The organism is Streptomyces sp. P17, from assembly GCF_032436805.1.
GTDB lineage: Bacteria > Actinomycetota > Actinomycetes > Streptomycetales > Streptomycetaceae > Streptomyces.
The window spans coordinates 1-709 of the sequence record NZ_JAVRBF010000230.1 but is presented as its reverse complement, the minus strand read 5'-3'; the positions used below and the strand labels follow the sequence as shown (position 1 = coordinate 709).

Below are 709 nucleotides of genomic sequence, written 5' to 3'. Positions count from 1 at the left end.
CAGATGATGATCTGCTCATCACCGACGAGCACCAGTTCACCCCGTTTTTGTCTCTGGCCGAGACGCACAACGCGGTCCACGCGCAATACCCCGAGCCTGCCGAACGATGGGCCGCGAAAGAGGCGCCCCCGCGCTACTCGGCCGAGTTCGAGGCGCTGGATCAGGGCCGCCGGCTGATCGCTTCGGTGTCGCTGCCGACGGTGCCTTACCGCCGGCAGGTGCAACGAAAGATGCAGCATATGCTTCTGGAGGAGCGGCGCATGGCGCGGCACGATTTGCCGGTCCCGCCTGACTTCGCGGTGCTGGAGCCGCTGGACGCTGTGGCATGGACCAGTGCCCGCAACGGTTACACCAGCAAGGTGTTCGAGGTGTCGGGCAAGGTCGATGACCAGCGCACGCTGCTCCAGCGGATATCACTGCGCGAGCGCGACGCTGCCGATGTTCTCTGGTCACCGGGCGACCTGTTGCCCAGCAGCCCTGTCCCTGTCGGCACGCCCCTGCCGCTGGCCGAGGCGGTGCCGGGGTGGGCGGTCAGTGGTGTAGTCGTATCAGACGATCAGGGGCGCCCTCGTCGTGCGGCCTGTCAGATGGTCTGGGACGCGGATCAGCCGGACGTCCGTGGGGTGCGCTACGAGGTCCGGGCCGTGGGTCGCACCGATCTGGCAGCGCAGGGGTCGACGCTGGATGTAACGGCGGGCGGGCTTCGTGT

General features: G+C 67.4%; 1 protein-coding gene. It reads left to right on the top strand.

Translation table 11 applies throughout. The features are described from left to right. On the top strand, positions 1-709 hold a 709-nt coding region (locus RMT89_RS40550), incomplete at both ends, for a phage tail protein (RefSeq protein ID WP_315888759.1).